The organism is Pseudomonas sp. FBF18 (assembly GCF_024261405.1).
In the GTDB taxonomy this organism is placed as follows: Bacteria; Pseudomonadota; Gammaproteobacteria; order Pseudomonadales; family Pseudomonadaceae; genus Aquipseudomonas; species Aquipseudomonas palmensis.
Genome location: NZ_QKRS01000017.1, coordinates 69386 through 93077, shown reverse-complemented (window position 1 = coordinate 93077; position 23692 = coordinate 69386). Strand labels below are relative to the sequence as shown.

The following is a 23692-nucleotide window of genomic DNA, read 5'->3' as shown; positions in this document are numbered from 1 at the left end:
CGCGTGTACCTGCAGGAGCCAGCCTTGCTGGCGAAGCTGTTGTTACTGAGCCCCTTCGAACCATGCCAGCTTCTCGCGAAGCTGCACCACCTCGCCCACGATCACCAGCGTCGGCGCATGCACTTCATGCTCCGCCACCAGTTGCGGCAGGTCGGCCAGGGTGCCGGTAAACACCCGCTGGTTGGTGGTAGTGCCCTGCTGCACCAGCGCCGCCGGCGTACTAGCCGCACGACCGTGACGAATCAGCTCGGCACAGATGGTCGGCAAGCCCACCAGCCCCATGTAGAACACCAGGGTCTGCGCAGGCGCCACCAGGTCATTCCACGGCAGGTTGCTGGTACCGTCCTTGAGGTGGCCGGTCACGAAGCGCACCGACTGGGCATAATCGCGATGGGTCAGCGGGATGCCGGCATACGCCGAGCAGCCGCTGGCCGCAGTGATGCCCGGCACCACCTGGAAGGGTATGCCATGCTCGGCCAGCTCTTCGATCTCCTCGCCACCCCGGCCGAAGATGAACGGATCGCCGCCCTTGAGGCGCAGCACGCGCTTGCCTTGCTTGGCCAGGGTCACCAGCAGCTGGTTGATCTGGTCCTGCGGCACACTGTGATCGGCGCGGCGCTTGCCCACGTAGATGCGCTCGGCGTCGCGCCGGCACAACTCGATGATGGCGGGCGCCACCAGGCGGTCGTACAGCACCACATCGGCCTGCTGCATCAGGCGCAGCGCACGGAAGGTCAGCAAGTCCGGATCACCCGGCCCCGCCCCCACCAGGTACACCTCACCCGAGGTCTGCGGCAGCGCGCCGTCCACCTTGGCCTGCAGCAGGCGTTCGGCTTCGGCGCCCTGCCCGGCCAGCTGGCGCTCGGCAATCGGGCCCTGGAACACGTCTTCCCAGAACCCACGACGCTGGTTCACGTCGGGGTACAGCTCCTTGACCCGATGGCGAAAGCGCGCGGCCAGGCCGGCCAGTTCGCCATAGGCGGCAGGAATCCAGGTTTCCAGCTTGGCGCGGATCAGGCGTGCCAGCACCGGCGCATCGCCGCCGCTGGACACCGCTACCACCAGTGGCGAACGGTCGACGATCGCCGGGAAGATCACCGTGCACAAGGCCGGCGCATCCACCACGTTGACCGGCACACAGCGCTGGCGCGCATCGGCCGATACCTGGGCGTTGAGCGCCTGGTCGTCGGTGGCGGCGATGATCAGTTGGCAACCGTCGAGGTCGCTTTCGTGATAGCCGCGGGCCAGGGTCTGGCCGCCACTGGAGCGTGCCAGTTCGGCCAGCTGCCCCTCGATTTCAGGGGCAACCACCCGCAGCACGGCACCTGCATCGGCCAGCAGGCGAGACTTGCGCAAGGCAATCTCGCCTCCACCCACGACCAGCACCTGGCTGCCCCGCAGGTTGTGGAACAGCGGCAGGAACTCCATTTAACCGATGATCTCCAGGCCACCCATGTAAGGCTTGAGCACTTCCGGTACACGGATGCTGCCATCAGCCTGCTGGTAGTTCTCCAACACTGCCACCAGGGTACGGCCTACAGCCAGGCCCGAGCCGTTGAGGGTATGCACCAGCTCCGGCTTGCCGGTTTCCGGGTTGCGCCAGCGGGCCTGCATGCGGCGCGCCTGGAAGTCGCCGCAGTTGGAGCACGAGGAAATTTCGCGGTACTTGTCCTGGCTCGGCACCCACACTTCCAGGTCGTAGGTCTTCACGGCACTGAAGCCCATGTCGCCGGTGCACAGCGACAGTACGCGGTAAGGCAGCTCCAGCAGTTGCAGCACGCGCTCGGCGTTGGCAGTCAGGCCTTCGAGGGCTTCCATCGACTTGCCCGGCTCGACCACCTGGACCATCTCGACCTTGTCGAACTGGTGCTGGCGGATCATGCCGCGGGTATCGCGACCCGACGCACCGGCTTCGCTACGAAAGCACGGGGTGTGGGCGACGAACTTGATCGGCAGTTGCTTGGCATCGACGATTTCGCCGGCCACGATGTTGGTCAGCGACACTTCGGCCGTCGGGATCAGGTAGAAGTCGGCCTCGCCTTCGCGGCTGATCTTGAACAGGTCTTCCTCGAACTTGGGCAGCTGGCCGGTACCTTGCAGCGCCGGGGCCTGTACCAGGTACGGGGTGTAGGCTTCCTCGTAGCCATGCTCGGCGGTGTGCAGGTTGATCATGAACTGCGCCAGGGCACGGTGCAGACGGGCGATCGGGCCGCGCAGCAGGGCAAACCGCGCACCCGACAGCTTGGCTGCGGTCTCGAAGTCGAGGTAGCCGTTGCGCTCGCCCAGGGCGACGTGGTCCTGGATCGCAAAATCGAAGCTGCGCGGGGTGCCCCAGCGGCGCACTTCGACGTTGTCGTCTTCATCGGCGCCCACCGGTACGCTGGCGTCCGGCAGGTTGGGGATGGTCAGCAGGATAGCGTCCAGCTCTTCGCGGATACCTTCCAGCTCCACCTTGCCGGCAGCCAGTTCGTTGGCCATGCGCTCGACGTCGGCCATCAGCGGGGCAATGTCCTCACCCTTGGCCTTGGCCTGGCCGATGGATTTGGAACGGGCGTTACGCTCGGCCTGCAGCTGTTCGGTGCGGGTCTGCACAGACTTGCGGCGCTCTTCAAGTGCTTCGATGCGCGCGACATCCAGGCTGAAGCCACGGGAAGCCAGGCGATCCGCCACTTCCTGAAGTTGGCCGCGTAACAGTTGGGAATCGAGCATATCGTTTTCTCGCTGGTTCAGAATTTGGTCAAGGACAAACCGGCCCAGGTGGCGAGCAGGCCACCCACTACACTGAGGCTGGCATAGCCGAACGCCAGGGGCGCTTGCCCGCTTTCGAGCAGGCGTACGGTGTCCATGGAAAAGGATGAAAAGGTCGTCAGGCCGCCAAGGAAGCCGACGATCAGGCCTGCGCGCAGCTCGACCGGCACCAGCGGGCGATGCAGAAACAGCCCGTAGAGCAAGCCGATCAGCAGGCAGCCAATCAGGTTGACCGCCAGCGTACCGAGATAGAAGTGGCGTGGCCAGTGGGCATTGACCCAATTTCCCGCGGCAAAGCGCAGCAGCGTGCCGGCAATGCCCCCGGCGCTGACTGCGGCCACCAGGGCAATCATGGCTTCCTCCGCTGGCGCGGGCTCAGGCGATCGAGTTCGGCCAGGTGGCGCAGCTTCTCGCCGATCTTCAGTTCCAGGCCGCGAGGCACCGGCTGGTAGTACTGGCGCGGCGCGAGGTCGTCGGGAAAGTAGTCTTCGCCCGCCGCATAGGCATCGGGCTCGTCGTGGGCATAACGGTACTCGTCGCCGTAGCCCAGTTGCTTCATCAGCTTGGTGGGTGCGTTGCGCAGGTGCAGCGGCACTTCCAGCGAACCATGCTCGGCGGCTTCGCGCAGGGCGGTCTTGAAGCCCATGTACACCGCGTTGCTCTTGGGTGCACAGGCCAGGTACGTAATGGCCTGGGCCACCGCCAGCTCGCCCTCGGGGCTGCCCAGGCGCTCCTGCACGTCCCACGCGGCCAGACACAGGCTCAGCGCACGCGGGTCGGCGTTGCCGATGTCTTCGCTGGCCATGCGCACCACGCGCCGCGCCAGGTACAACGGGTCGCAGCCGCCATCGAGCATGCGTGCGAACCAGTACAGCGCCCCATCGGGGTTGGAGCCACGCACCGACTTGTGCAATGCGGAAATCTGGTCGTAGAAGGCCTCGCCGCCCTTGTCGAAACGTCGACGGGTATCGCCAAGCAGGCTTTGCAGCAGCTCCACCCCGATCTCGCTGCCGTCTTCGGCCAGGTCCGAGGCATTCTCCAGCAGGTTGAGCAGGCGCCGGCCATCGCCATCGGCGGCAGCCAGCAGCATCTTGAAGGCTTCGTCGCCCAGGCTCAGGTTGCGCTTGCCCAGGCCGCGCTCCTCGGTCAGTGCGCGCTCCACCAGGCGGTGCAACGCGGCTTCGTCCAGGCTCTTGAGCACATATACGCGCGCCCGCGACAGCAGGGCGTTGTTGAGTTCGAACGAGGGGTTTTCGGTGGTGGCGCCGATGAAGATCAGCGTGCCGTCTTCCACATACGGCAGAAAGGCGTCCTGCTGCGACTTGTTGAAGCGGTGCACTTCGTCGACGAACAGGATGGTGCGCCGCCCGTACTGGGCGGCCTGCTGCTTGGCGATCTCCACCGCCTGGCGGATCTCCTTGACCCCGGCCAGTACGGCCGAGACGGTCTCGAAGTGCGCCTCGCAGAACTGTGCCAGCAAACGCGCCAGGGTGGTCTTGCCCACCCCGGGCGGGCCCCAGAAGATCATCGAGTGCAGCGCGCCCTGCTCCAGTGCCTCGCGCAGCGGCTTGCCGCGCGCCAGCAGGTGCTGCTGGCCGACGTATTCGTCCAGGTTGGCCGGGCGCAGGCGCGCGGCCAAGGGCTGGGCAACAGGGTCACTTCGAAACAGGTCCATGGACGCGGGCTTGACCTCTTTACTCTTGAATCACGTCGGCGCCTTCAGGCACGACGAACTTGAATTTGCTCGCCGGGATCGGCTCATTGGCCTTGACCCCGCTGAACAGGATATTGGTGCGCTGGCCGACGCTGTCGATCAGTTGCATATCGTTCACCAGCCCCTTGCGGAAGGACAGGCGCAGCGAGTCGAACAGGGTGTCCTTGGTTTTGGGCTTGAGCGTGAAATCGATCACGTCACCCTGTTGCTTGGAGGTGATATCGAAGCTCTGGCTGATTTTCGAGATATCACCCGACAACAGCAAGGCCGGCGTTTCGGTCAGACGCTCGTCGAGCTTCTTGATGGTCGCCTGCTCCAGGTCCGGGTCCCACAGGGTCACCTTCTTGCCGTCCGACACCACCACCTGCTCGGCAGGCGCATCGGTGTGCCAGTAGAACAGACCAGGGCGCTGTACCGCCATCTGACCGGTGGTTTCCTGCAACTGGGTGCCGCTGCCATCGAGGGTCAGTTGCGAGAAACCGGCAGAAATGGTCTTGGACGTCTCCAGCAATTGGGTCAGGCTTTTGACGTCCGCCTCTGCGGCGAAAACCGAAGCGCTGGACAGGGCCATGGCGGAAACCAACAGCATGCGAATCAGGCGCATGGAAATCCTCGTTGCAGTAGGGGTGGGCCGGCGTCCGTCAATGGCCGCCGGCAGATAAGGAATCATCAGTCGCGCATCGGTCCGGGCGCAATCACTTCACGCGAACCGTTGGTGTTCATGGCAGTGACCACACCGGCCATTTCCATCGCCTCGATCATGCGGGCGGCGCGGTTGTAGCCGATCTTGAGCTTGCGCTGTACCGCGGAAATGGAGGCACGACGGCTTTCGAGCACGAACTGCACGGCCTCGTCGTACAGCGCGTCGGTTTCGGCGTCATCGTCACCGCCACCACCACCGCCCCCATCGAAGCCGCTGCCGGCCTCTTCGACACCGCTGAGGATGTCGTCGTTGTAGTCCGGGGCGCCGCGCAGCTTCCAGGCCTCGACCACGCGGTGAACCTCTTCGTCGGACACGAAGGCGCCGTGCACGCGAATCGGCAGGCTGGTGCCCGGCGGCATGTACAGCATGTCACCATGGCCCAGCAGTTGTTCGGCGCCGCCCTGGTCGATGATGGTGCGCGAGTCGATCTTGCTCGATACCTGGAACGCCATGCGGGTCGGGATGTTGGCCTTGATCAGGCCGGTGATCACGTCCACCGACGGACGCTGGGTGGCCAGGATCAGGTGGATACCGGCAGCCCGCGCCTTCTGCGCGATACGGGCGATCAGTTCTTCGACCTTCTTGCCGACGATCATCATCATGTCGGCGAATTCGTCCACCACCACCACGATGGTCGGCAGGGTCTTGAGCAGCGGCGGCACGTCATCCATGCTTTCGCGCTTGAACATCGGGTCGTAGATCGGCTCGCCCGCCTCTTCGGCGTCCTTGATCTTGCGGTTGAAGCCGGCCAGGTTGCGCACGCCCATGGCCGCCATCAGCTTGTAGCGGCGCTCCATCTCGGCCACGCTCCAGCGCAGGGCATTGGCGGCGTCCTTCATGTCGGTGACCACCGGGCACAGCAGGTGCGGGATGCCTTCGTAGATCGACAGCTCGAGCATCTTCGGGTCGATCATGATCAATTTGGCGTCTTCGGGGCCGGACTTGAACAGGATCGACAGGATCATCGCGTTCACGCCCACCGATTTACCGGAACCTGTGGTACCGGCCACCAGCAGGTGCGGCATCTTGGCCAGGTCGGTGATCACCGGCTTGCCGCCGATATCGTGCCCCAGGGCCATGGTCACAGGCGACTTGGCCTCGTCATACTGCGGCGACGACAGCACCTCGGAGAAGCGCACGATCTGGCGGTCTTCGTTGGGGATCTCGATACCCACCGTGGTCTTGCCCGGGATCACTTCGACCACGCGCACGCTGGTTACCGCCAGCGAGCGCGCCAGGTCCTTGGCCAGGTTGGCGATGCGGCTGACCTTGACCCCGGCGGCCGGCTGGATTTCGTAGCGGGTGATCACAGGGCCGGGGTGGATCGAGTCCACCGACACTTCAACCCCGAACTCCTTGAGCTTGATTTCCAGCAGATGGCCCACGCCCGCCAGGGACTCTGGCGAATAGTTGACCTTCTTCTTCTCGGCCGGGTCGAGAATCGAAATCGGTGGCAGCGTGCCTTCGATGGCGCTGTCCACGAACAACGGCGCCTGCTTTTCCTTCTGCACGCGCTTGCTCGGCTCTGGCGCCTTGGCCGGCGCCGGCATGATCACCGGTGGCACATGCTGCTCGCGTTCGGCCACATGCTTGCTCAGCGCGGTATCGCGCTCGATGATGCGTTCCTTGGCCTTGAGCTGCTCGCGGCGGTCGGGCACCACAGGCGCCACCACGTCGTGCACCTGCTCGTCGACTTCACGCAGTTGGGCAACCAGGCGCTTGCGCTCGTTGCGCCCGGCCCACCAGCGGTTGGCCGCGCCCTGGAACAGTTCGAACAGGTCAAGGGTGATCTTCCCGGTGATGTCCATCACCTTGAACCACGACAGGTCGGTGAACACGGTCAGGCCGAACAGGAACAGCGCGATGAACATCAGGGTGCTGCCCTGCACGTTCAGCGCGTTCTTGGCCAGGTCACCCAGACTTTCGCCCAGCGCGCCGCCCGCCGAGGCCGGCAGGCTCGGGGCCGAATGGAAATGGATATGCGCCAGCGCGGCGCCCGACAGCACCAGGAACACCAGGCCGATCAAACGCCAGGAGAACAGCCAGCCGCTCCACTGCCAGGGCTGATGACGTTCGCGGAAGATCTGCCAGGTCTTGATCGCCAGCAGCAACGGGAAGATATAGGCGAAATAGCCCAGCACCATGAACAACACGTCGGCAAAGAACGCCCCGGCGCGACCGGCGGCGTTCTGCACCTGCTCGACATTGCTGGTATGGCTGAAGCCCGGGTCGGCCTGGTCGTAGGTGAGCAGGGCCATCCACAGGTACAGGCACAGCGCGCCCATGGCGATCAGCGCACCTTCCTTGAGCCGGTAGTGCAGCTGCTGGCGCCAGATCGGCTCGGGGTTGGGTGTTGCGGTGGATTTCTTCAAAACGCGTCTATTCCTGCGCTCAATGCGCGTCCAACAGGGGTCGACCGGGCGACCGGGTCAACAAACCACTACTTTTAACATTACTGCCCGCCTGCCGCCATGACGGCACGCCGGAACGAGGCGTAAACGGGGGCCAATTTCCTATACGGCAATTTGAGCACGCATTCTCTTTTGTGACAAAGGCTTATGCGGGGTTTTTGCGTAGTTGGGACAGCATAGTGCAGGTTAAGTTGCGCCGCCCGCCAACGCCGGCGGGGCAACGGCAGGCGCCGGCCTTGCCGACGAAGCCTTTTGCGGCGATCCTTCCCCTCCCCTCCTCCACCGCACGGCGACCCACCTCCATGCTGACCTGGCTGAGCCGCAACAACCTGGACTTCCCGCCCCTGGAAAAGGCCCTGCACGAACCCAACGGCCTGCTCGCCGCCGGCGGCGACCTGAGTGCCGAGCGCCTGGTGCAGGCCTATCGCCATGGCTGCTTCCCCTGGTACCAGGAGGGCCAGCCGATCCTGTGGTGGTCGCCCGACCCGCGCACCGTGTTGTTCCCGGACGAGCTGCACGTGTCGCGCTCGCTGCGCAAGGTCATTCGCCAGGGCCGCTATCACGTCAGCTTCGACCAGGACTTTGCCAGCGTGATCAGTGCCTGTGCGGCGCCTCGCGACTATGCCGACGGCACCTGGATCACCGCCCCCATGCAAGCTGCCTACCTCACGCTGCACCAGCAGGGCTTCGCCCACTCGGTGGAAGTGCGCGAAAACGGCGAGCTGGTGGGCGGGCTCTACGGCCTGGCCATGGGCCGCCTGTTCTTTGGCGAATCGATGTTCAGCCGCGCCGACAACGCCTCCAAGGTGGGCTTCGTGCACCTGGTGGAACACCTCAAGGCGGCCGGCTTCGTGCTCATCGACTGCCAGATGCCCACCAACCACCTGCACAGCCTCGGCGCCCGCGCCATCGCCCGCAGCGCCTTTGCCGAGTACCTGCGCAACTACCTCGACCAGCCGGCCAACGTCAGCTGGGCCTGACGTCCTGGCGTTTGCTAGGCGAGTTTTCACAGCTGGCTTACACTTAATCCAAACGCACCTCCCGAGGGGTTGATCATGACAGAGCTGGCGCGGTTGAAGTTTTATGCCACTCAACCCCATGCCTGCAGCTACCTGCCAGACGAGCAAGCCACCACGCTGTTTCTCGACCCGAGCCAGCCAATGGACGCCAACGTCTACGCAGACCTGTCGGAAATGGGCTTTCGTCGCAGCGGCGACCACCTGTACCGCCCGCATTGCCAGAACTGCAATGCGTGCGTACCTGCGCGCATTCCGGCGGCTCGCTTTACGCCCAATCGCCAACAGAAGCGCATCATCAAGCGCAACGCCGACCTGGTGGTGACCCCCGCACGCCCTCGGTTCAACGAAGAATACTTCGAGCTGTACCGCCGCTACATCGAGCAGCGCCATGCCGACGGCGACATGTACCCGCCCAGCCGCGACCAGTTCTCCACCTTCCTGGTCCGCGACCTGCCGTTTTCACGCTTCTACGAGTTTCGCCTGGACGGCAAGCTGCTGGCGGTGGCGGTCACCGACCTGCTGCCCAACGGCGTATCGGCGGTGTACACCTTCTACGAACCCCAGGAAGAACGGCGCAGCCTGGGACGTTTCGCGATCCTCTGGCAGATCAGCGAAACCCTGCGCCTGGGGCTTGAAGCGGTCTATCTCGGGTACTGGATCAAGAACTGCAAAAAGATGAATTACAAGACCCAGTACCGCCCCATCGAGCTGCTGATCAATCAACGATGGGTCACGCTTAACTGAAACCCTTGGCTTGAACCCCATTTTTCGGGCACAATGCACGCCACTTTTTAGCCTGGCGCAGTTGCACCGGGCCGGCAACTGGACACCGAGGGCTTTACTGCATGTCGAAAGAAGACAGCTTCGAAATGGAAGGCACTGTCGTCGACACCCTGCCCAACACCATGTTCCGCGTGGAGTTGGAAAATGGGCACGTCGTTACCGCGCATATCTCCGGCAAGATGCGCAAGAACTACATCCGTATTCTCACCGGCGACAAGGTCCGCGTCGAACTGACGCCTTATGACCTGAGCAAAGGGCGCATCACCTACCGCGCCCGCTAAACGCTACACACAAGAACGCCCGGCCAGTGCCGGGCGTTTTTGCGTGCCTGCCTGAAAAGCCTCGCCGGCAGGGCCGACTCCTAGCAGGGCTGCATCACCCCGCAGGAGCCGGCCGTGCCGGCGAACGCGATCAGGCCATCTCGGCCGTGGTCTCGAAGTCGAACACCAGCTCGCCATCGCGCAGGTCGATGTGCACCACGCCGCCATGCTCGGCCAGCTCGCCAAACAGGATCTCTTCGGCCAGCGGCCGCTTGATCTTGTCCTGGATAAGCCGGGCCATGGGCCGCGCACCCATCTGCGCATCGTAGCCACCGGCTGCCAGGTAGCTGCGAGCAGCATCCGACACCTCCAGCAGTACGCGCTTGTCTTCCAGCTGGGCCTGCAGTTCGGTGAGGAACTTGTCGACCACGCTCTTGATCACTTCGTGGCTCAGGCGACCAAACTGGATGATGGTGTCCAGGCGGTTGCGGAACTCCGGCGTGAAGCTCTTCTTGATCACTTCCATCGCGTCGGACGAGTGGTCCTGATGGGTAAACCCGATCGAGGCCCGTGCCGCAGTCTCGGCGCCGGCGTTGGTGGTCATGATCACGATGACGTTGCGAAAGTCCGCCTTGCGCCCGTTGTTGTCGGTCAGGGTACCGTGGTCCATCACCTGCAGCAGCAGGTTGAAGACTTCCGGGTGAGCCTTCTCGATTTCATCGAGCAGCAGCACGCAATGCGGCTGCTTGGTGATGGCTTCGGTCAACAGGCCGCCCTGGTCGAAACCGACATAGCCCGGAGGCGCACCGATCAGGCGCGACACGGTGTGACGCTCCATGTACTCGGACATGTCGAAACGCACCAGCTCGACCCCCAGCGCCTTGGCCAGCTGACGCGCCGCCTCGGTCTTGCCGACCCCGGTAGGGCCTGCAAACAGGAACGAGCCCACCGGCTTGTCCGGCGCCTTCAGGCCCGCACGCGACAGCTTGATGGCGGTGGCCAGCGAATCGATCGCGGCATCCTGGCCAAACACGGTCAGCTTCAGGTCGCGCTCCAGGTTGCGCAGCAGCTCCTTGTCGGAACTGGTGACGTGCTTTGGCGGAATGCGCGCAATCTTGGCGACGATGTCTTCCACCTGCTGCACATCGATGCGCTTGACGCGCTTCTCGACCGGCTGCAGGCGCTGGTACGCCCCCGCCTCGTCGATCACGTCGATGGCCTTGTCCGGCATGTGACGGTCATTGATGTAGCGCGCTGCAAGCTCCGCTGCGGCACGCAGCGACTCATCGCTGTACTCGATGCTGTGATGGGACTCGAAACGCCCCTTGAGGCCGCGCAGGATGCCGATGGTGTCTTCCACCGACGGCTCGCTGACATCCACCTTCTGGAAGCGCCGCGCCAGGGCCCGGTCCTTCTCGAAGATGCCGCGGAACTCCTGGAACGTAGTCGAGCCGATGCAACGGATATCACCCGAAGACAGCAGCGGCTTGAGCAGGTTGGACGCATCCATCACCCCGCCCGATGCCGCACCGGCGCCGATGATGGTGTGGATTTCGTCGATGAACAGGATCGCCTGCGGACGCTTGCGCAGTTCGCCGAGCAGCGCCTTGAAGCGCTTCTCGAAGTCGCCACGGTACTTCGTACCGGCCAGCAAGGCGCCCAGGTCCAGCGAATAGACCACGCTCTGGGCCAGCAGGTCAGGCACCTGACCGTCGACGATACGCTTGGCCAGGCCTTCGGCGATGGCGGTCTTGCCCACCCCGGCCTCGCCCACCAGCAGCGGGTTGTTCTTGCGCCGACGCGCAAGGATCTGCGCCACGCGCTCGACCTCGGTCTCGCGCCCCACCAGCGGGTCGATACGCCCCTGGCGTGCCAGTTCGTTGAGGTTGCTGGCATAGGCATCCAGCGGATTGCTCGAGGACGAGGCTTCGCCGCCGTCTTCGTCCTGCATGTCCTGCTCGCCGTCCTGGTGTTCGCCATGGCCCGGCACCTTGGAGATGCCGTGGGCGATGTAGTTGACCACGTCGATTCGCGCGACACTTTGCTGTTTGAGCAGGAACACCGCCTGGCTTTCCTGCTCGCTGAAGATCGCCACCAGCACATTGGCGCCGGTGACTTCACGTTTACCCGAGCTCTGTACATGGAACACGGCACGCTGAAGCACCCGCTGGAAGCCCAGGGTTGGCTGGGTCTCGCGGTCTTCATCATGCACGGGGATCAGTGGCGTGGTGGAGTCGATGAACTCCTGCAGGTCGTGCTTGAGCTTGTCGAGGTTGGCTCCACAGGCACGCAAAACGGTTGCGGCGGCCTCATTATCCAAAAGCGCCAGCAGAAGGTGTTCGACGGTCATGAACTCATGACGCTTCGAACGGGCCTCCTTGAAGGCCAGATTGAGGGTGACTTCGAGCTCGCGGTTTAACATAGCTTCACCTCATACCCAAGTGGTCGGCGATTAACCGTCCTTCTCGATTTCACAGAGTAGCGGATGCTGGCTTTCCCGGGCGTATTGGTTGACCTGCATGGCCTTGGTCTCGGCGATGTCGCGGGTAAACAATCCGCACACTGCCCGCCCTTCTGTATGGACGGCCAGCATGACCTTGGTCGCCAGCTCGCGATTCAGGTTAAAAAACACCTCGAGCACTTCGACGACGAAATCCATCGGTGTGTAGTCATCGTTGAACAAAACCACCTTGTACATCGGTGGTGCCTGCAGCGCGGGCTTGGCTTCCTGTACCGCCAGACCAGAGCCATCGTCCTCATCCTGCTGCGGGCGATCCTGATTGAATGTTAGTCGAATCTGGCTATGTGCATGCATGGAAAGAAATTCATCATTTCGACAGGTTAAGGTTGAATGTGGACCGCCTGGCCACACGCCGGAACGGCCGTCGCCTGACCTTGACTATCGGCAAATCGGTGTTACAACCAATAAGAGCCCACCGTGGTCGATAAAGATCCGCGCAGTCAACCAGAATTTTCGCAGGTTCATAGGCGGATGGAGTGGATGATACTCCAGTGATGGAGTCCTTTGCAGAGGGATATGAGGATGGCAACCGGCAAAGTCAAGTGGTTCAACAATGCCAAGGGATTCGGATTCATCAACGAGGATGGCAAGGATGAGGACCTGTTTGCCCACTTCTCTGCCATTAACATGGAAGGTTACAAGACCCTGAAGGCCGGACAAGTCGTCACATTCGATATCATTCAGGCACCCAAGGGGTTTCATGCGCAGAACATAAGACCCGTCGTCACCAGCGCCCAGAGCGAGCCCGCCAGCAGCGCGACCACGATCGACGCCTGAACACCCCAGGAACACCAGGGCCGGCCTGCCCTCTCGGACAGGCCGGCCTTTTGCTGCCCGCTTACATGTGCTTGATCAGCGCCTCACCGAAGCCCGAGCTCGACACCAGCGTCGCGCCTTCCATCAGGCGTTCGAAGTCGTAGGTCACGGTCTTGGCCTTGATAGCCCCGTTGGTGCCCTTGATGATCAGGTCCGCCGCCTCTGTCCAGCCCAGGTGACGCAGCATCATCTCGGCCGACAGGATCACCGAACCAGGGTTGACCTGATCCTTGCCGGCGTACTTGGGCGCCGTGCCGTGGGTGGCCTCGAACATGGCCACGGTGTCCGACAGGTTGGCACCCGGCGCGATACCGATACCGCCCACTTCCGCCGCCAGGGCGTCGGACAGGTAGTCACCGTTCAGGTTGAGGGTGGCGATCACGTCGTACTCGGCCGGACGCAGCAGGATCTGCTGGAGCATGGCGTCGGCAATGGCGTCCTTGACGATCACTTCACGCCCGGTCTTGGGGTTCTTGAATTTCATCCACGGGCCGCCATCGAGCAGCTCGGCGCCGAATTCGTTCTTGGCCACCTCGTAGCCCCAGTCCTTGAAGGCCCCCTCGGTGAATTTCATGATGTTGCCCTTGTGCACGATGGTCAGCGACTCGCGGTCGTTATCCACCACATACTGCAGGGCCTTGCGCACCAGGCGCTGGGTGCCTTCCTTGGAAACCGGCTTGATGCCGATGCCGCAATCCTGGTCGAAGCGGATCTTGGTGACACCCATTTCCTCCTTGAGGAACTTGATGACCTTGTTCGCCTCGGGCGAGCCGGCCTTCCACTCGATGCCGGCATAGATGTCCTCGGAGTTCTCGCGAAAGATCACCATGTCGACATCGCCAGGTTTTTTCACCGGGCTGGGCACACCCTCGAACCACACCACCGGACGCAGGCACACGTACAGGTCCAGTTGCTGGCGCAGGGCGACGTTCAGCGAACGGATGCCGCCGCCGACCGGGGTGGTCAGCGGGCCCTTGATCGATACCACGTAGTCTTTCACCGCATCCAGGGTTTCCTGAGGCAGCCAGGTGTCCTGGTCGTAGACCTGGGTGGCCTTCTCGCCGGCGTACACCTCCATCCAGGAGATCTTGCGCTTGCCGCCATAAGCCTTTTCGACTGCAGCATCGACCACCTTGATCATCACCGGGCTGACATCGACGCCAATACCGTCACCTTCAATGAAGGGGATGATCGGATTGTCGGGAACATTGAGAGAATGGTCTGCGTTGACGGTGATTTTGTCACCGACTGCCGGAACCTTGATTTTCTGGTATCCCATGCTGCACTCCGCTTTTTTCTGGTTGATAGGACTTCATGCAATCCCCAGAGCCTAACCCAGTTGAACGCAGACGCAAACCTCGCCGAAAAAACCGTCATACCAGCGTAAAACGCTCTACGTCTTTGGTCTAAAAGTGGCCATCCGACATGTTGACCTTGATGATTACGACCAAGGGTTTGATATACTCCGCCGGTGACCAAAGGGTCACTGGGGGCGACCGGTCCGAATAGAGACGTCCGGCCCCGACAAGACTGGGCTGTTACCGCAGTTCAGCCGTTTGACACTCGACTGATGCAACCCACCATCACAGCCCGGAATCCTCGACTTTCTGCTCATGGATCCGCTTGAGCGAAGCGCCTATCCTGCGCACCCCTCGAGATTCCGCGCACGCTCAGCAAAACAGAGAGTTAACCCGAATATGCCCACCCGATCCAAGATCATCTACACCTTCACCGACGAAGCCCCCGCCCTCGCCACCTACTCACTGCTGCCCATCGTCGAAGCGTTCACCGCCACTGCCGACATCGCCGTCGAAACCCGTGACATCTCGCTCGCTGGCCGTATCCTCTCTGCCTTCCCTGAACAGCTCGGCGCCGACAAGCAAGTGGCCGACCACCTGGCAGAACTGGGCCAACTGGCAACCACACCTGAAGCCAACATCATCAAGCTGCCGAACATCAGCGCCTCGGTACCGCAGCTGAAAGCCGCGATCAAGGAACTGCAAGCCAAGGGCTTCAACATCCCGGACTACCCGGACACCGTCAGCACCGACGCGGAAAAAGAAGCCCGCGCCCGCTACGACCGCATCAAGGGCAGCGCCGTGAACCCGGTACTGCGCGAAGGCAACTCCGACCGCCGCGCACCGCTGTCGGTCAAGAACTACGCCCGCAAGCACCCGCACAAGATGGGCGCCTGGGCAGCCGACTCCAAGTCGCACGTCGCGCACATGGACAACGGCGACTTCTACGGCAGCGAAAAAGCCGCGCTGATCGAAGCCGATGACAGCCTGCGCATCGAGCTGCTGGCCAAGGACGGTTCGACCACCGTCCTGAAAGAAAAGACCGCGGTCAAGGCCGGCGAAATCGTCGACTGCGCCGTGCTCAGCACCAAGGCCCTGCGCAGCTTCATCGCTGCCCAGATCGAAGAAGCCAAGGCCCAGGGCGTACTGCTGTCGGTTCACCTGAAAGCCACCATGATGAAGGTCTCCGACCCGATCATGTTCGGCCAGATCGTCGCCGAGTACTACAAGGACGCGCTGACCAAGCACGCCGCCGTACTGGAGCAGGTCGGCTTCAACCTGAACAACGGCATCGGCGACCTGTACGCCCGCATCAAGGACCTGCCAGCCGAACAGCAGGCCCAGATCGAAGCCGACGTGCAGGCCGTGTATGCCGTGCGCCCGGCGCTGGCCATGGTCAACTCCGACAAGGGCATCACCAACCTGCACGTGCCGAGCGACGTCATCGTCGACGCCTCGATGCCGGCGATGATCCGCGACTCGGGCAAGATGTGGAACACCGAAGGCCAACTGCAGGACACCAAGGCAGTGATCCCGGATCGCTGCTACGCCACCATCTACCAGGCGGTGATCGAAGACTGCAAGCAACACGGCGCCTTCGACCCTACCACCATGGGCAGCGTGCCGAACGTCGGCCTGATGGCACAGAAGGCCGAAGAGTACGGCTCCCACGACAAGACCTTCCAGGCCAAGGCTGATGGCGTGATCCGCGTCGTCGACGGCAAGGGCAACCTGCTGCTGTCCCAGGACGTCGAAGCCGGCGACATCTTCCGCATGTGCCAGACCAAGGACGCGCCGATCCAGGACTGGGTCAAGCTGGCCGTCAACCGTGCCCGCGCCAGCGCCACCCCGGCGATCTTCTGGCTCGACCCGCAACGCGCCCACGACGGCGTGCTGATCGAGAAGGTCCAGAAATACCTGAAAGACCACGACACCACCGGCCTGGACATCCGTGTCCTGTCGCCTGTCGAGGCCATGAAGGTTTCGCTGCAGCGCATCCGTGCCGGCGAAGACACCATCTCGGTCACCGGCAATGTGCTGCGTGACTACCTGACCGACCTGTTCCCGATCATGGAACTGGGCACCAGCGCCAAGATGCTGTCGATCGTGCCGCTGATGAACAACGGCGGCCTGTTCGAAACCGGCGCCGGCGGTTCGGCACCCAAGCACGTGCAACAGCTGGTGGAAGAAAACTTCCTGCGCTGGGATTCGCTGGGCGAGTTCCTGGCCCTGGCAGCTTCGCTCGAGCACCTGAGCACCGCCTACGCCAACCCCAAGGCCAAGGTACTGGCTGCGACCCTGGACCAGGCCACCGGCCAGTTCCTGGACAACAACAAGTCCCCTGCGCGCAAGGTTGGCAGCATCGACAACCGTGGCAGCCACTTCTACCTGACCCTGTACTGGGCCCAGGCACTGGCTGCACAGACCGATGACGCGGCGCTGCAAGCACGCTTCGCACCGCTGGCCAAGGCACTGACCGAGAACGAAGCGACCATCGTCGCCGAGCTCAACGCAGTCCAGGGCAAGCCGGTTGAAATCGGTGGTTACTACTACCCCGATGCCGAGCTGACCGCCAAGGCAATGCGCCCGAGCCAGACCTTCAACAACGCGGTTGCCGCGCTGTAAGGTTGGCTTGAGCTGACACACAGACCCCGGCCACGCACCGGGGTTTGTGCTTTCTGGACATCGGCGGCGCCCTCTTCGCCGGCAAGGCCGGCTCCTACAGCCCTTTGTAGGAGCCGGCCTTGCCGGCGAAGAGGCACGCCACCCCACTACGAAGGCACCCGCATGACCTGGCAACCCCACATCACCGTCGCCACCATCGTCGAAGACAACGGCCGCTTCCTGCTGGTCGAGGAATTCAAGGCCGGCCGGCACGTCTTCAACCAGCCCGCCGGCCACCTCGAAGCCAACGAAACCCTGCTCGAAGCCGCCCTGCGCGAGACCCTCGAAGAAACCGCCTGGGACGTCGAGCTTACCGGCATCGTCGGCATCTACCTCTATACCGCCCCCAGCAACGGCGTGACCTACCAGCGCATCTGCTTCGCTGCCCGCCCGCTTCGCCACCACCCCGAACGCGCCCTGGACACCGACATCGTGCGCGCCACCTGGCTCACCCGCGACGAACTGCTGGCCGACCCCGAGCGCTGGCGCAGCGAGCTGGTGCCGCAATGCATCGACGACTACTTGGCCGGCCCGCTGCACAGCCTGAGCCTGATCCGCAATTGAAGCCGCGGCTTTCGCCTTGCGCGGCGCAGCCTGATAGAATCGACGTCTTTTTCCAGATACACAGCCGGTACCTATGACCAGTCCAGCACTCTACGAACCCGAAAAGACACGCGTCATCGTCGGCATGTCCGGCGGCGTGGACTCTTCCGTCTCCGCCCTCCTGCTGATCGAGCAGGGCTACCAGGTGGAAGGCCTGTTCATGAAGAACTGGGAAGAGGACGACGGCACCGAATACTGCACCGCCCGCGAAGACCTGGCCGATGCCCAGGCCGTGTGCGACCGCATCGGCATCAAGCTGCACACTGCCAACTTTGCCGCCGAGTACTGGGACCACGTGTTCGAGCACTTCCTGGAAGAGTACAAGGCCGGGCGCACGCCGAACCCGGACATCCTGTGCAACCGCGAAATCAAGTTCAAGGCGTTCCTCGACTACGCCCTGATGCTCGGTGCCGACCTGATCGCCACCGGCCACTATGTGCGCCGCCGCGACATCGACGGGCGTACCGAGCTGCTCAAGGGCCTGGACCCGAACAAGGACCAGAGCTACTTCCTGCACGCCGTCGGCGGCGAGCAGATCGCCCGCACGCTGTTCCCGGTGGGCGAACTGGAAAAGCCCGAGGTGCGCGCCATCGCCGAAAAAAACGGCCTGGCCACGGCCAAGAAGAAGGACTCCACCGGTATCTGCTTTATCGGCGAGCGCCGTTTCAGCGATTTTCTCAAGCAATACCTGCCGGCGCAGCCCGGTGAAATCCAGACCACCGAGGGTGAAGTCATCGGCCAGCACCACGGCCTGATGTACCACACCATCGGCCAGCGTCAGGGCCTGGGCATCGGCGGCCTCAAGGATGCCAGCGACGAGCCGTGGTACGTGCTGGAGAAAGACCTCAGCCGCAACGTGCTGGTGGTCGGCCAGGGCAACGAGCACCCGTGGCTGTTCTCCCGCGCCCTGCTCGCCTCGGAGATCTTCTGGGTCAACCCCGTCGACCTCTCCAGCCCGCGCCAGCTGACGGCCAAGGTGCGCTACCGCCAGAGCGACCAGGCGTGCACCCTGGAACGCACCGCAAGCGGCTACCGCGCCGTTTTCGACGAGCCGCAGCGCGCCGTGACGCCGGGCCAGTCGGTGGTGTTCTATGACGGTGAGGTATGCCTGGGGGGCGGTGTGATCGAAGTGGCCGAGCCCTGGAGCAGCCGCTGATGAACCAGATGCAAGAGCAACTGGTCGCCCTGGGCGGGGTATTCCAGGCCGCCGTGCTGGTCGACCGAATCGCCCGCACGGGCCAGGCCAGCGAGGCCGACCTGGGCTGCATGCTCGGCAGCCTGCTGGTACGCGACCCCAAGGACACCCTGGAGGTGTTCGGCGGTGACGACCTGAACCTCAAGGATGGCTACCGCGCCCTGGCCAGCGCGCTGGAGCGCGACCCTGCCAGCCTGCAGCGCGAGCCGCTGCGCTACGCCTTGTCGATGCTGGGCCTGGAGCGCCAGCTGGCCAAGCGTGGCGACATGCTCGACACCATCGGCAAGCGCCTGCCGCAGATCCAGTCCCAGGCCGATCATTTCGGCCTGGTGCATGAAAACGTGATCGCTTCGTGCGGCGCCCTCTACCAGGACACCCTGAGCACCCTGCGCCAGCGTATCCAGGTGCATGGCGACATGCGCAACCTGCAGCAGCCCAACAATGCCTCGAAGATCCGCGCCCTGCTGCTGGCCGGCATCCGTGCTGCGCGCCTGTGGCGCCAGCTGGGCGGGCACCGCTGGCAGCTGGTGATCAGCCGGCGCAAGCTGCTCAAGGAGCTGTACCCGATGCTGCGCGGCTGACCCTGACCGCGTCGCGGCCTTCGCTGGCTTGCCAGCGAAAAGGCCCGAAAGACCTTTTGTCAACCTCAAAACCCGGGCGCGTTTTTCATGTATGATATGCGCCCTTTTCGTTGCCCGACTGTCCGAGAACACCCCATGCAGCTTTCCTCGCTCACTGCGGTTTCCCCTGTTGACGGCCGCTACGCCGGCAAAACCCAGGCCCTGCGCCCCATCTTCAGCGAATACGGCCTGATCCGTTTCCGCGCCCTGGTTGAGGTCCGCTGGCTCCAGCGCCTGGCCGCCCACCCGCAAATCGCTGAAGTACCAGCGTTTTCCGCCGAAGCCAACGCCGTGCTCAACGCCCTGGCCGACGACTTCGCCCTCGAGCACGCCGAGCGCGTCAAAGAGATCGAGCGCACCACCAACCACGACGTCAAGGCCATCGAGTACCTGCTCAAGGAGCAGGCCGCCCAGCTGCCGGAACTGGCCAAGGTCAGCGAGTTCATCCACTTCGCCTGCACCAGCGAGGACATCAACAACCTGTCCCACGGCCTGATGCTGCGCGAAGGCCGCGACAGCGTGCTGCTGCCGCTGATGCGCCAGATCGCCGAGTCGATCCGCGAACTGGCCCACCGCTTCGCCGACGTACCGATGCTGTCGCGCACCCACGGCCAGCCGGCTTCGCCGACTACCCTGGGCAAAGAGCTGGCCAACGTGGTGTACCGCCTGGAGCGCCAGATCGCCCAGGTTGCCGCCGTGCCGCTGCTGGGCAAGATCAACGGCGCCGTGGGCAACTACAACGCCCACCTGTCGGCCTACCCGCAGATCGACTGGGAAGCCAACGCCCGCGCCTTCATCGAAGACGAGCTGGGCCTGGTGTTCAACCCCTACACCACCCAGATCGAACCGCACGACTACATTGCCGAGCTGTTCGACGCGATCGCCCGCTTCAACACCATCCTGATCGACTTCGATCGCGATATCTGGGGCTACATCTCGCTGGGCTACTTCAAGCAGCGCACCATTGCCGGCGAAATCGGTTCCTCGACCATGCCGCACAAGGTCAACCCGATCGACTTCGAGAACTCCGAAGGCAACCTGGGCATCGCCAACGCGCTGTTCCAGCACCTGGCCAGCAAGCTGCCGATCTCGCGCTGGCAGCGCGACCTGACCGACTCCACCGTGCTGCGCAACCTGGGCGTCGGTTTCGCCCACAGCGTGATCGCCTACGAGGCCAGCCTCAAGGGCATCAGCAAGCTGGAAATCAACGAAGCCCGCATCGCCGAAGACCTGGACGCCTGCTGGGAAGTCCTGGCCGAGCCGATCCAGACCGTGATGCGCCGCTACGACATCGAAAACCCGTACGAGAAGCTCAAAGAGCTGACCCGCGGCAAAGGTATCAGCCCTGAAGCGCTGTTAACCTTCATCGATGGCCTGGACATGCCGGCCGAAGCCCGCGCCGAGCTGAAGAAGCTGACCCCGGCCAACTACATCGGTAATGCCGCGGCACAAGCCAAACGCATCTGATTGCCCCCGCGTTTTGACGCCCGGCTTGGCCGGGCGTTTTTATTGCTGAAAGAAAATTACTTTTTTTCAATAGGTTACACATGAATCCTGATACCCCACTTCAGCTGCTGGGCGGCCTGACTGCCCGCGAATTCCTGCGCGACTACTGGCAGAAGAAGCCCCTGCTGGTTCGCCAGGCCTTCCCTGATTTCGAAAGCCCGATCGATGCCGATGAACTGGCCGGCCTGGCACTGGAAGAGGAAGTCGAATCGCGCCTGGTCATCGAACATGGCGAGCGCCCGTGGGAACTGCGCCGCGGCCCGTTCGACGACGATACCTTCAGCACCCTGCCTGAGCGCGACTGGACCCTGCTGGTACAAGCCGTCGACCAGTTCGTGCCGGAAGTGGGCGAGCTGCTGGAGAGCTTTCGCTTTCTGCCAAGCTGGCGCATCGACGACGTGATGATCAGCTTCGCCGCCCCGGGTGGCAGCGTGGGCCCGCACTTCGACAACTACGACGTGTTCCTGCTGCAAGGCCAGGGCAAGCGCAACTGGAAGATCGGCCAGATGTGCGACAGCGACAGCCCGCTGATCGAGCACGCCGACCTGCGCATCCTGGCCGACTTCGAGCAGACCGACGAGTGGACCCTGGAACCGGGCGACATGCTCTACCTGCCACCGCGCCTGGCCCACTACGGTGTGGCCGAAGACGACTGCCTGACCTATTCGGTCGGCTTCCGCGCGCCGAGCGCCGCCGAAGTGCTGACCCACTTCACCGACTTCCTCAGCCAGTTCCTGCCTGACGAAGAGCGCTACACCGACGCCGACGCCCAGCCAGTGAGCGACCCGCACCAGATCCAGCGCGACGCCCTGGACCGCCTCAAGGGCCTGCTGGCCGAGCACATGAGCGACGAGCGCCTGCTGCTGACCTGGTTCGGCCAGTTCATGACCGAACCACGCTACCCGGAACTGGTGGCTGGCGAGGCACTGAGCGAAGAAGACCTGATCGACAACCTGGAACAGGGTGCGATCCTGATCCGCAACCCGAGCGCGCGCCTGGCCTGGTCGGAAGTCGACGACAACGTGCTGCTGTTCGCCAGCGGCCAGAGCCGCCTGCTGCCGGGCGAACTGCGCGACCTGCTCAAGCTGATCTGCGCCGCCGACGCCCTGCACGTGGAAAACCTCGCGCCATGGCTTGGCGACGAAAATGGCCTTACCCTGATCTGCGAACTGGTCAAGCAAGGAAGCCTGGGATTTGCCAATGAATAAGATCGAAGTACGCCTGGCCGATTGGCAGAAAGACAACGCCGACATCCGCCGTATCCGCGAATCGGTGTTCATTGCCGAGCAGAACGTGCCGCCAGAGCTGGAGTGGGATGCCGACGACAACATCGCCGTGCACTTCCTGGCCTTTGAGGGTGACTACGCCATCGGCACCGCCCGCCTGTTGCAGGATGGCCAGATCGGGCGCGTGTCGGTGCTCAAGGACTGGCGCGGGCTCAAGGTGGGTGACGCACTGATGCAGGCCGCCATCGCCGAGGCGCAGAACCGCGATCTGCGCCAGCAGAAGCTCACCGCACAAGTGCATGCCACCGCATTCTACGAGCGCCTGGGCTTCAAGGTCGTCAGCGAGGAGTTCCTCGAGGCCGGCCTGCCGCACGTGGACATGGTGCGCGACTCGCAGTAAGCGCCAGCCCTGTCGCCGGCAAGACCAGCTCCCATACCCGCGGGAGCCGGCCTTGCCGGCGAACAGGCCAGCACAACCGCTACAAATTTGCCATCATGTCCACTCCACCCGCGGAGACCATGGACATGCCGCTACGCCCCCTGCTCGCCACCCTGCTTCTGTCGTTCAGCCTCAGTGCGCTGGCCGCCACCGAAGTCCTGCCGCTGAACCACCGCACCAGCGCCGAACTGCTCCCCGCCGCGCAAGCCTTCATCGGCAAGGACGGCAGTGTCAGCACCTTCGAAAACAAGCTGATCGTCAATGCCGAGCCCGGCAAGATCGACGAACTTCGCACCCTGCTGCAACAACTGGACACCGCCCCCAAGCGCCTGCTGATCAGCGTCGACAACACCGACAGCAACGTCCAGGACAACCGCGGCAACGCCCGCGTGATCCGCTACGGCACCGCCAACCGCGAGGGTGGGCTGCAACAGGTGCAGGCCAGCGAGGGAACTCCGGCGCTGATCCAGGTTGGCCAGAGCATTCCCATCACCAGCACCCAGACCGACAGCTACGGACGCGTGCAGAGCAACACCGAGTACCGCAACGTCACCCAGGGTTTCTACGTCACTGCCAGCGTCACCGGCGAAACCGTGCACCTTGCCATCAGCACCAACAATGACCGAATGAGCCAGGAACGTCCCGATGTAGTGAAGGTGCAAAGTACCGACACGAAGGTCACCGGCAAGCTTGGCGAGTGGATCAGCCTGGCAGGTGTCAACGCTCAAAGTCAGGCCGATCGCAGCGCTTCGACCCTCAGTTACTCCACCCAGCGCGGTGAGAACATGACTTTGCGGGTAAAAGTCGAGGCACTGGACTGACCCCGCGCCGTTCAAGGCCTCGACCAAAGGCCTCGAAACTGACTGACGAGTCGTATTAGACCAAAGATGTAGTGGATGAAAAAAAGCACTACAAAACATTTGACGTCCCCGAATCGCAGAGGCATGATGGCCCCGCTCCCGCTAATCAGAGGCCCTGGCAAGGGCCTTCGAGTTGCGCTCTGACCTACCCGACCTGAGCCGATTCGTGTCTGTACAGCCCACAAGGCGGTTTGACGAGATTGCGACTGGAACGAAGTTGTCCCGAGGGACGGAAGCGCATCAAACGGTAGACGGCACACCCTGATCGACGCAGCACGGCAACCACGAGCCAACCTGCCCGACAGC

At 63.3% G+C, this 23692-nt stretch carries 21 protein-coding genes; 12 read left to right on the top strand and 9 right to left on the bottom strand.

Annotated features, from left to right (window positions below):
- Nucleotides 1–42: 42 nt before the first annotated feature.
- The 6 genes from cysG to ftsK form a co-directional block, all read right to left on the bottom strand.
- Nucleotides 43–1428, bottom strand: coding sequence for a siroheme synthase CysG (cysG, locus tag DN387_RS21810; protein ID WP_043860844.1), 1386 nt, complete (start codon nt 1426–1428; stop codon nt 43–45).
- A complete protein-coding gene (gene serS, locus DN387_RS21805) occupies nt 1429–2709 on the bottom strand; it encodes a serine--tRNA ligase (RefSeq protein WP_054915099.1) in 1281 nt (426 codons plus the stop codon).
- Between the two features lie 17 nt (nt 2710–2726).
- Nucleotides 2727–3101, bottom strand: a complete 375-nt coding sequence (gene crcB, locus DN387_RS21800; RefSeq protein ID WP_043860846.1) for a fluoride efflux transporter CrcB — start codon at nt 3099–3101, stop codon at nt 2727–2729.
- Nucleotides 3098–4423 (bottom strand): replication-associated recombination protein A, encoded by a 1326-nt coding sequence (locus DN387_RS21795; RefSeq protein WP_043860847.1) that lies wholly within the window; start codon nt 4421–4423, stop codon nt 3098–3100. Before DN387_RS21795 ends, crcB begins: the two co-directional genes overlap by 4 nt.
- Before the next feature lie 19 nt (nt 4424–4442).
- Entirely contained in the window at nt 4443–5066 is a 624-nt protein-coding gene (gene lolA / locus DN387_RS21790; protein ID WP_043860848.1) for an outer membrane lipoprotein chaperone LolA, read from the bottom strand.
- A gap of 65 nt (nt 5067–5131) precedes the next feature.
- Nucleotides 5132–7537, bottom strand: a complete 2406-nt coding sequence (gene ftsK / locus DN387_RS21785; RefSeq protein WP_043860849.1) for a DNA translocase FtsK — start codon at nt 7535–7537, stop codon at nt 5132–5134.
- Nucleotides 7538–7878: 341 nt separating this feature from the next.
- On the opposite strand from ftsK, the gene aat reads away from it, so the two are divergent.
- The 3 genes from aat (at nt 7879) to infA (ending at nt 9659) form a co-directional block, all read left to right on the top strand.
- The gene (gene aat / locus DN387_RS21780) at nt 7879–8556 is read left to right on the top strand and encodes a leucyl/phenylalanyl-tRNA--protein transferase (RefSeq protein ID WP_054915100.1); all 678 of its coding nucleotides are present in this window, start codon (nt 7879–7881) and stop codon (nt 8554–8556) included.
- Nucleotides 8557–8631: 75 nt separating this feature from the next.
- Nucleotides 8632–9339, top strand: coding sequence for an arginyltransferase (locus DN387_RS21775; protein WP_043860851.1), 708 nt, complete (start codon nt 8632–8634; stop codon nt 9337–9339).
- Nucleotides 9340–9440: 101 nt separating this feature from the next.
- Complete coding sequence (gene infA / locus DN387_RS21770; RefSeq protein WP_002553999.1) at nt 9441–9659, top strand: translation initiation factor IF-1; 219 nt, start codon at nt 9441–9443, stop codon at nt 9657–9659.
- A 130-nt stretch (nt 9660–9789) separates the two neighbouring features.
- Here infA and clpA read toward each other — a convergent pair whose 3' ends face one another.
- Both clpA and clpS read right to left on the bottom strand, forming a co-directional pair.
- Nucleotides 9790–12060 (bottom strand): ATP-dependent Clp protease ATP-binding subunit ClpA, encoded by a 2271-nt coding sequence (gene clpA / locus DN387_RS21765; protein ID WP_043860852.1) that lies wholly within the window; start codon nt 12058–12060, stop codon nt 9790–9792.
- 30 nt (nt 12061–12090) lie between these two features.
- Complete coding sequence (gene clpS / locus DN387_RS21760) at nt 12091–12453, bottom strand: ATP-dependent Clp protease adapter ClpS (protein ID WP_043860853.1); 363 nt, start codon at nt 12451–12453, stop codon at nt 12091–12093.
- A gap of 228 nt (nt 12454–12681) precedes the next feature.
- On the opposite strand from clpS, the gene cspD reads away from it, so the two are divergent.
- Nucleotides 12682–12936, top strand: a complete 255-nt coding sequence (gene cspD / locus DN387_RS21755) for a cold shock domain-containing protein CspD (protein WP_152644099.1) — start codon at nt 12682–12684, stop codon at nt 12934–12936.
- Nucleotides 12937–12997: 61 nt separating this feature from the next.
- Here cspD and icd read toward each other — a convergent pair whose 3' ends face one another.
- A complete protein-coding gene (gene icd / locus DN387_RS21750; RefSeq protein WP_043860855.1) occupies nt 12998–14254 on the bottom strand; it encodes an NADP-dependent isocitrate dehydrogenase in 1257 nt (418 codons plus the stop codon).
- Nucleotides 14255–14672: 418 nt separating this feature from the next.
- Here icd and DN387_RS21745 point away from each other — a divergent pair, with 418 nt between their 5' ends.
- The 8 genes from DN387_RS21745 to DN387_RS21710 all read left to right on the top strand — a co-directional run bounded on the left by DN387_RS21745 (nt 14673) and on the right by DN387_RS21710 (nt 23347).
- On the top strand, nt 14673–16898 hold the full coding sequence (locus DN387_RS21745; RefSeq protein ID WP_054915101.1) for an NADP-dependent isocitrate dehydrogenase: 2226 nt from the start codon (nt 14673–14675) through the stop codon (nt 16896–16898).
- A gap of 162 nt (nt 16899–17060) precedes the next feature.
- Entirely contained in the window at nt 17061–17501 is a 441-nt protein-coding gene (locus tag DN387_RS21740) for an NUDIX hydrolase (protein WP_054915102.1), read from the top strand.
- Between the two features lie 73 nt (nt 17502–17574).
- Nucleotides 17575–18696: a tRNA 2-thiouridine(34) synthase MnmA gene (gene mnmA, locus DN387_RS21735; RefSeq protein ID WP_043860858.1), complete on the top strand. Its 1122-nt coding sequence runs from the start codon at nt 17575–17577 to the stop codon at nt 18694–18696.
- Nucleotides 18696–19316: a high frequency lysogenization protein HflD gene (hflD, locus tag DN387_RS21730; RefSeq protein ID WP_043860859.1), complete on the top strand. Its 621-nt coding sequence runs from the start codon at nt 18696–18698 to the stop codon at nt 19314–19316. The genes mnmA and hflD overlap by 1 nt, the downstream gene beginning before the upstream one ends.
- A 135-nt stretch (nt 19317–19451) precedes the next feature.
- Entirely contained in the window at nt 19452–20822 is a 1371-nt protein-coding gene (purB, locus tag DN387_RS21725; RefSeq protein ID WP_043860860.1) for an adenylosuccinate lyase, read from the top strand.
- A gap of 80 nt (nt 20823–20902) precedes the next feature.
- Nucleotides 20903–22069, top strand: a complete 1167-nt coding sequence (locus DN387_RS21720; RefSeq protein ID WP_254506300.1) for a cupin domain-containing protein — start codon at nt 20903–20905, stop codon at nt 22067–22069.
- Complete coding sequence (locus DN387_RS21715; protein WP_043860862.1) at nt 22062–22487, top strand: GNAT family N-acetyltransferase; 426 nt, start codon at nt 22062–22064, stop codon at nt 22485–22487. The genes DN387_RS21720 and DN387_RS21715 overlap by 8 nt, the downstream gene beginning before the upstream one ends.
- A 125-nt stretch (nt 22488–22612) precedes the next feature.
- Nucleotides 22613–23347: a secretin N-terminal domain-containing protein gene (locus tag DN387_RS21710; protein ID WP_231390883.1), complete on the top strand. Its 735-nt coding sequence runs from the start codon at nt 22613–22615 to the stop codon at nt 23345–23347.
- The last annotated feature ends 345 nt before the right edge of the window (nt 23348–23692 follow it).